This window comes from Methylophaga thiooxydans DMS010 (genome assembly GCF_000156355.1).
In the GTDB taxonomy this organism is placed as follows: Bacteria; Pseudomonadota; Gammaproteobacteria; order Nitrosococcales; family Methylophagaceae; genus Methylophaga; species Methylophaga thiooxydans.
Map to the genome: position 1 here is coordinate 31,697 of NZ_GG657887.1, position 6,749 is coordinate 38,445.

The 6,749-nt window shown below is 47.1% G+C and carries 9 protein-coding genes and 1 tRNA gene; 9 read left to right on the plus strand and 1 reads right to left on the minus strand.

The genetic code is table 11. The features are described 5' to 3' along the window. From MDMS009_RS02445 to queC, 8 genes are all read left to right on the plus strand, one after another. Window positions 1–396, plus strand: a 396-nt coding sequence (locus MDMS009_RS02445; RefSeq protein WP_043887858.1) for a MotA/TolQ/ExbB proton channel family protein, incomplete at its 5' end; no start/stop codon positions are given. Between the two features lie 14 nt (window positions 397–410). After that, a complete protein-coding gene (tolR, locus tag MDMS009_RS02450) occupies window positions 411–878 on the plus strand; it encodes a protein TolR (RefSeq protein ID WP_008290251.1) in 468 nt (155 codons plus the stop codon). A 6-nt stretch (window positions 879–884) separates the two neighbouring features. Continuing rightward, window positions 885–1,976: a cell envelope integrity protein TolA gene (gene tolA / locus MDMS009_RS02455; protein WP_008290276.1), complete on the plus strand. Its 1,092-nt coding sequence runs from the start codon at window positions 885–887 to the stop codon at window positions 1,974–1,976. 12 nt (window positions 1,977–1,988) lie between these two features. After that, entirely contained in the window at window positions 1,989–3,287 is a 1,299-nt protein-coding gene (tolB, locus tag MDMS009_RS02460) for a Tol-Pal system beta propeller repeat protein TolB (RefSeq protein ID WP_008290280.1), read from the plus strand. Between the two features lie 19 nt (window positions 3,288–3,306). Then, window positions 3,307–3,873, plus strand: a complete 567-nt coding sequence (gene pal / locus MDMS009_RS02465; RefSeq protein ID WP_008290281.1) for a peptidoglycan-associated lipoprotein Pal — start codon at window positions 3,307–3,309, stop codon at window positions 3,871–3,873. Window positions 3,874–3,876: 3 nt separating this feature from the next. Next, window positions 3,877–4,692 (plus strand): tol-pal system protein YbgF, encoded by an 816-nt coding sequence (gene ybgF, locus MDMS009_RS02470; RefSeq protein WP_008290271.1) that lies wholly within the window; start codon window positions 3,877–3,879, stop codon window positions 4,690–4,692. A gap of 21 nt (window positions 4,693–4,713) precedes the next feature. Continuing rightward, window positions 4,714–5,355: a 7-carboxy-7-deazaguanine synthase QueE gene (queE, locus tag MDMS009_RS02475; protein ID WP_008290284.1), complete on the plus strand. Its 642-nt coding sequence runs from the start codon at window positions 4,714–4,716 to the stop codon at window positions 5,353–5,355. Then, window positions 5,352–6,023: a 7-cyano-7-deazaguanine synthase QueC gene (gene queC / locus MDMS009_RS02480; RefSeq protein ID WP_008290305.1), complete on the plus strand. Its 672-nt coding sequence runs from the start codon at window positions 5,352–5,354 to the stop codon at window positions 6,021–6,023. Before queE ends, queC begins: the two co-directional genes overlap by 4 nt. On the opposite strand, the gene MDMS009_RS02485 is transcribed toward queC, so the two are convergent. Further along, entirely contained in the window at window positions 6,014–6,304 is a 291-nt protein-coding gene (locus tag MDMS009_RS02485) for a hypothetical protein (RefSeq protein WP_036310750.1), read from the minus strand. The two genes, queC and MDMS009_RS02485, sit on opposite strands and share 10 nt — an antisense overlap. An 84-nt stretch (window positions 6,305–6,388) precedes the next feature. Between MDMS009_RS02485 and MDMS009_RS02490 the strand changes: the two genes are divergently transcribed. Next, window positions 6,389–6,464 (plus strand) — tRNA-Lys (locus MDMS009_RS02490). Window positions 6,465–6,749 lie beyond the last annotated feature (285 nt).

Genomic DNA, 6,749 nt, shown 5'->3' on the forward strand with positions numbered 1-6,749 from the left:
GTACGCCTGAAAAAATCACCCAAAAGTAGTGATTATGTGCTTGAAGGCTCCCAACGTGTGATGCGAATCTCGCTGGCGCGTGAAATCGATCAACTTGAAATGTCTTTACCCTTCTTAGCTACTGCCGGTTCAACCAGTCCGTATATCGGTTTGTTTGGTACGGTGTGGGGCATCATGAATTCTTTTCGCGCATTGGGTAATGTGCAGCAAGCGACGTTAGCGATGGTGGCACCGGGTATCGCAGAAGCCTTGATTGCGACAGCGATGGGTCTGTTTGCAGCGATTCCTGCGGTTATTGCCTACAACCGTTATTCGCATGAAGTCGAACGCTTAATTAACCGTTACGACACTTTCCTTGAGGAGTTTTCTTCTATCTTGCAGCGTCAACAGGATTAACCGCGGGGTTAACAATGGCTGTATATAAAAAGGTACGACAACGTCGCAAACCGATGGGTGAAATCAATGTGGTGCCCTACATTGATGTCATGCTGGTATTGCTGATTATTTTTATGGTGACGGCACCACTACTCACGCAAGGGGTCAAAGTGGAATTGCCCAAAGCCGACGCCAAACCGGTTGAGATGCCTGATGAGAACACTGAACCGTTGGTGGTGTCAGTGGATGTGAGCGGCAACTTTTATGTGGCAATTGGCGATAATCAAGATGAACCTATTGATGCTCAGGAACTGATGGCAAAAACGGCAGCGGTATTGAGACGTAACCCGAAGACTCCGGTTATGGTCAAAGGTGATAATGCGGTTAACTATGGTTATGTTGTGTCAGCAATGGCCTACTTGCAAGCTGCTGGAGCATCAAGCGTAGGCTTGATTACACAACAGCCCGACCAGCCAGAACCGGTCAGTAACGACGCTAATTAGAACCATATGAAAAAGACGTTTGTTGAAAACTTTCTCGCAGGCAGCTATTCATTTTTGCTGCATATTCTGATTCTGGCCTTATTTGTTATTGGTATGGATTTTTCATCCACACCACGCAAATTAGCGAACTCGGATGATGTTGAGATCGTACAAGCAACGGTCTTAGATCAGAGCTTGGTCGAAGAGGAAGTCGCCAAACTGGAAGCGTTTGAGAAAAAAGAGCGCGAAGCGGAAGCAGAACGCCAGCGTCAGGTAGATGAAAAGCTGGAAGAAGCTCGCAAAGCGCTGGAACAAAAAGAACAAGAAGCACAGGACATGGAACAGCGCGCTAAGCTAGAGCAAGAGCGTCGCAGACAAGAAGCAGAGAAAGAACAACAACAAATCGCTGAGTTAGAAAAGCAGCGTGAAAAAGAAGAACAGCGCAAACAAAAAGCGGAACAAGAGCGTATTGCTGCAGAGAAAAAACGTCAGGCTGAAGAAGAAGCCAGACTGCAAGCGGAGCAAAAGCGCAAAGCAGAAGAAGCGGCGAAAGCCAAAGCAGAAGCTGAACGCCGAGAACAAGAAGCAGCGAAAGCTAAAGCCGAAGCGGAACGAAAAGCAGAAGAAGCACGTAAACGTCAGGCTGAAGAAGAAGCTAAGCGTGCAGAAGAAGCAAAACGTAAAGCCGAAGAACAACGTAAACAAGCGGAAGAAGCACAGCGTAAAGCCGAAGAAGATCGCAAGCGGGCTGAAGCAGAAGCGAGACGAAAAGCGGCTGAAGCGGATTTACAACGCCAGTTAGAACAAGAACAACAAGAGCGTGACGCCAGACGTGTGCAAGGTGTGGTTGATCAATATTCATTGATTATTCAGCAACGTGTTAAACGTTTTTGGACGCGCCCATCGAATTCTGAAGCCGGTCTGCAATGTACGGTTCGCGTGACGTTATTGCCCGGCGGTGACGTGAAAAATGTGACAATTGTGAAAAGCAGCGGCAACTCAGTGTTTGACCGTTCTGCAGAAAATGCTGTTTATAAAGCGGCACCATTGCCACAGCCTTCTGATGCTAAGGCGGCTGAGGCATTGCGTGATTTCCAATTTATCTTTAAACCAGAATAGAGGACAGATGCGATGTTAAGAGGTTGGTTAAAAACTATCGCGCTATTGATTGCCTTGTTGCCATGGCCTGCACATGCGTTGCTTACCATTGAGATAACCGGCGGTTCTGAAGCGGCATTGCCGATTGCTATCGTGCCCTTTGGAACGGAAGGTTTTGCTCCACCAGAAGATCTTTCTGAGATTGTCAGTAATGATTTGGCAAGTAGTGGTCGTTTTGCGCCATTGGAAAAACGTGATCTGATTTCTCAGCCACATGAAAGTGAACAGGTCAATTTTGCTGACTGGCGCTTATTGCGTTCTGAAGGCTTGTTGATTGGGAAAGTGAGTAGCCAGGATGGTGAAAATTATCAGGTTCAGTTCCAGCTGTTCGATGTCTACAAAGCTGAACAACTGGTCGGCAAGCGCTATCAAGTTCCAGCTTCTGGTCTGCGTAATTTGGGGCATCAAATAGCCGATATCGTCTATGAAACTCTGACCGGTGAAAAAGGGGTATTCTCAACCCGGTTGGCCTTTGTCAGTGAAATGAAAAATGCAGATGGTAGTAAACGCTATGCGCTGCAGGTATCTGATGCCGATGGTGCTAATCCACGAACTGTATTGCAATCTACCCAACCCATTTTATCGCCAAATTGGGCACCAGATGGTGAACAGTTGACCTATGTGTCCTTTGAAAATGGAAAAGCGGAAGTCTATGTGCAGCAACTGAGTAGTGGTCGTCGTAACTCAGTGGCATCATTTGAGGGCTTAAATACCGCTCCGGCATGGTCACCAGATGGTAAAAAGCTGGCGCTGACCTTATCCAAAAACGGTAATCCTGAAATTTATGTGATGGAATTGGCGTCAGGCAATCTGTCGCGTGTCACGCACAACTCACAAGCGATCGATACCGAAGCAGTATGGATGCCTAGTGGTCGTGAGATTTTGTTTACATCTGATCGTGGCGGCCGCCCACAAATTTATAGAGTAGATGCTTCAGGTGGTCGCGCTGAGCGCGTCACCTTTGAAGGTGGTTATAATGCTTCTGCAGATATTTCTCCAGACGGACGCATGATGTCGATGGTACACAGCGTCAACGGGCGATTTCATATCGCTGTTCAGGATCTGCAGACAGGAACAGTGCAAGTGTTAACCGACACCACTGGAGACGAATCCCCGAGCTTTGCGCCAAACGGTCGCATGATTTTGTATGCTACCGAGCAAAAAGGCAGAGGTATATTAGCGGCAGTATCCGTTGATGGCCGAATAAAGCAACGCCTGGGTGAATCAGGTAGCGCGGTACGTGAACCGGCATGGTCGCCTTTTAGAAATTAATCCGATAGGAGCTATTTAAATGAAGATGTTGAAACTTTTTGCTGTTTTATTGCCAATGCTTTGGTTGGCAGCGTGTAGTTCTTCACCTGAAAAAGGGATGGAAGGCGACGTTGCTGTCGAAGATCTCAGTGCAGAAACTGCAGGTGTTCGTGGTCAAGGTGCTGATGGTGAAGATATGGGAGCCGAGACAAAAGTGGTCGTTGGTGAAGACCAATACATGGGTAACGAGCTGAATGACCCATCAAGTCCACTGTCTAACCGTGTGGTGTATTTTGAATATGATAGTGCAACAGTTCGCGTTGAAGATCAGGAAACGTTGCAAGCCCATGCTGCATACCTGGCTAAAAAACCGAACCTGACCCTTCGTTTGGAAGGTCACACTGACGAGCGTGGTGCGCGTGAATATAACTTGGCATTAGGCGAGCGTCGTGCATTATCGATTCGTCAAATTCTCATGTTACAAGGTGCGAGTATTAATCAGTTCCAAGTCACTAGCTTTGGTGAAGAACGCCCAGCAGAAGAGGGTAGTAGTGAATACGCATGGTCACAAAACCGCCGTGTTGAACTTGTCTACATAGGTCGATAAATAATGCAGTTAAACGGCAAAAGAACAGTTATTAGTGCCGTGATTCTGGCTGCCACTCTGCCCGGCATCAGCTGGGCAGAGGAGGCTGAGCCGATCCAGTCTCGCGTCGAGCGGCTGGAGCGGATTATCCAGGGTCAGGGATTAATGAATCTCATCACTCGCGTCGATCAGCTACAAGCTGAGGTCAAGCGTTTAAATGGTGAAAATGAATCGCTGAATCATGAGCTGGAGCAAATGCAAAAGCGCCAGCGTGAAATGTATATCGATTTGGACGAGCGTTTGCAAAAGCAACAGACTCAAACACCAGCACCTGCTCAACCAGTTGTCACTGATAACCCTGCTGATGCGGATGAACCACCACTCGATGACTCACCTGATGGCACTGAGCCGACAGCGACCTCAACAACAACTACTTCAGCGCCTGCTGCTGTAGAGAATGGTGAAGCAGCGTATCAGTCTGCGCTGCAAACGTTGCGTAGCGGTCAATATCAAGAGGCCGTCACAGCATTACAGGCGTTCCCTGAACAATATCCTGACAGTATTTATTTGCCTAATGCCTATTACTGGCAGGGTGAAGCCAAATATGTATTGCGGGAGTTCCCTGATGCCGCGGCATTATTTCAAATTGTGATTGACCAATATCCAGCAAGCACCAAAGTGGCGGATGCGTTACTTAAACGTGGCTTTACTGAAGATGAAATGGGCGACACTCAGCGTGCTATCGCGACATTGAATCAAGTCATTGATCAATACCCAGATAGTTCGGCTGCGAAATTGGCCAAAGTCAGATTGGATCGCATCAATCAACAATCGCGCTAAGCGCTGAGCCGGGAAAATAGCATGGCGCAGTGTCGCATTACTGAAATTTTTTATTCCTTACAGGGCGAGTCCAGAACCGTGGGCTTGCCTACTGTTTTTGTCAGGCTCACTGGTTGTCCTTTACGTTGCGGTTATTGTGATACCGAATATGCGTTTTACGGTGGCCAGAAAATGGACATCAGCGATATTGTTGAGCAAGTTGCTGCTTACAAACCGCGGTATGTGTGTGTCACTGGCGGTGAACCGCTTGCCCAACCAAATTGTATTCCACTACTAACAGCTTTATGTGATCTCGGTGTCGAAGTGTCGATAGAAACTAGCGGCGCGATGGATATCAGTAAAGTTGACCCACGTGTGATTCGGGTAATGGATTTGAAAACACCAGGGTCAGGCGAAGAAAGCAAAAACCGTTACGAGAATATTGCCTTGCTGGAAAGCAAGGATCAGCTCAAATTCGTTATTTGTCATCGTGAAGATTATGACTGGGCTTGTGAAACGCTCGCAGAGTATCAATTGAGTGACCGCTGTGAGGTGTTGTTCTCACCGATACATGGCGAACTAAAGCCTGCTGATCTGGCAGATTGGATTGTGGAAGATAACTTGCCGGTCAGAATGCAGCTGCAATTACATAAGTACTTATGGGGAGATGAGCAAGGTCGATGAAACGTGCGGTGATCTTATTATCGGGTGGCTTGGATTCTGCCACCGTATTGGCAATTGCAAAGAGCCAAGGCTACGATTGCTATACCATCAGTTTCGATTACGGTCAGCGTCATCGTGCCGAACTAGAAGCATCAGCGCGTCTCTCTAAGTCTTTAGGGGCAACAGAACATAAAGTCATTAATATCGATTTGACTGCAATAGGCGGTTCGGCATTAACCGATAGCAGTATTGATGTGCCGTCTCAGCATGAAGAAGGTATCCCGATAACTTATGTACCGGCACGCAATACTGTATTTATGTCGATTGCGCTGGGTTGGGCTGAAGTCTTAAATGCGCAAGCGATTTTTGTGGGGGTGAATGCCGTTGATTATTCAGGCTATCCAGATTGTCGGCCTGACTATATCGCCGCATTTGAAAAGATGGCTAACCTAGCGACAAAGACAGGTGTGGAAGGGCTAAAGCTGACTATCGAGACGCCGCTGATTGATCTGACTAAACAAGCAATTATTGAGAAAGGTATTGCGCTCGGTGTGGATTATGGACAAACCGTGTCTTGTTACCAGGCAGATAATCAAGGTCGCGCATGTGGGCAATGTGACTCATGCCGGTTCCGCAAGCAAGGTTTTGAGAAAGCAGGAATCGAAGACCCTACCCCTTATCAGCCCTGATCCAAGCCAAAATTGGCTGGTTCAGCTAACTCGGCTTCGCGCTCATAGTCTTCCAATGCCTGTAGCGCTTTTACAAGATTAGTGTGTAACTGCGTATCTTCACCAAAGCGTGTATAGGCTTCAGCAGCATTAGCGACCGCTTGAAGTAAACGGCCTCTCTCTTCAAGATACAATAAAGCATGACCAATATGATGGTGATCGTTCCCCGTCTCACGCAGTAATTCAGCGTTATTTAGTGCGGTGGTGAAAGTGGGATTATCAGGTTTAGTAATAACTGCCATCTCTGCCTCACGAATTAATTTAAAAAAATGACGCTTTAGGGGTTGTTATTTAGTCTGAATACGGTATTATATCGCGCTTGGTTTGGGCCGTTAGCTCAGTTGGTAGAGCACCGGACTTTTAATCCGTTGGTCCTGCGTTCGAGTCGCAGACGGCCCACCACGAATTCAAAGGGTTATGCGTTTAGCATAGCCCTTTTTCGTTTCTGATACCATCACACTTCCCATCCCAATAACGACCCGCTCAACTCACACCTTTCAGTTCATCCCTATATAAACAAGCTAGCCATATATAAATAAGCTAGCTCACTGTGAATCATTGCGGAAATCAGCCAATTGGTCTGTGACTAGCCTCACATCTCTGGGCGTAAGCCCGATATCCAAAATTAATTTCATGATTGCGAGTTAGCCTAAGTCTTTATTGCACTTGTTATTTATTAAGTAACGA

Bases quoted from the DNA above. Each gene is read 5' to 3' on its own strand.
- tolR (WP_008290251.1), top strand. From the start codon at position 411: ATGGCTGTATATAAAAAGGTACGACAACGTCGCAAACCGATGGGTGAA.
- tolA (WP_008290276.1), top strand. From the start codon at position 885: ATGAAAAAGACGTTTGTTGAAAACTTTCTCGCAGGCAGCTATTCATTT.
- tolB (WP_008290280.1), top strand. From the start codon at position 1,989: ATGTTAAGAGGTTGGTTAAAAACTATCGCGCTATTGATTGCCTTGTTG.
- pal (WP_008290281.1), top strand. From the start codon at position 3,307: ATGAAGATGTTGAAACTTTTTGCTGTTTTATTGCCAATGCTTTGGTTG.
- ybgF (WP_008290271.1), top strand. From the start codon at position 3,877: ATGCAGTTAAACGGCAAAAGAACAGTTATTAGTGCCGTGATTCTGGCT.
- queE (WP_008290284.1), top strand. From the start codon at position 4,714: ATGGCGCAGTGTCGCATTACTGAAATTTTTTATTCCTTACAGGGCGAG.
- queC (WP_008290305.1), top strand. From the start codon at position 5,352: ATGAAACGTGCGGTGATCTTATTATCGGGTGGCTTGGATTCTGCCACC.
- MDMS009_RS02485 (WP_036310750.1), bottom strand. From the start codon at position 6,304: ATGGCAGTTATTACTAAACCTGATAATCCCACTTTCACCACCGCACTA.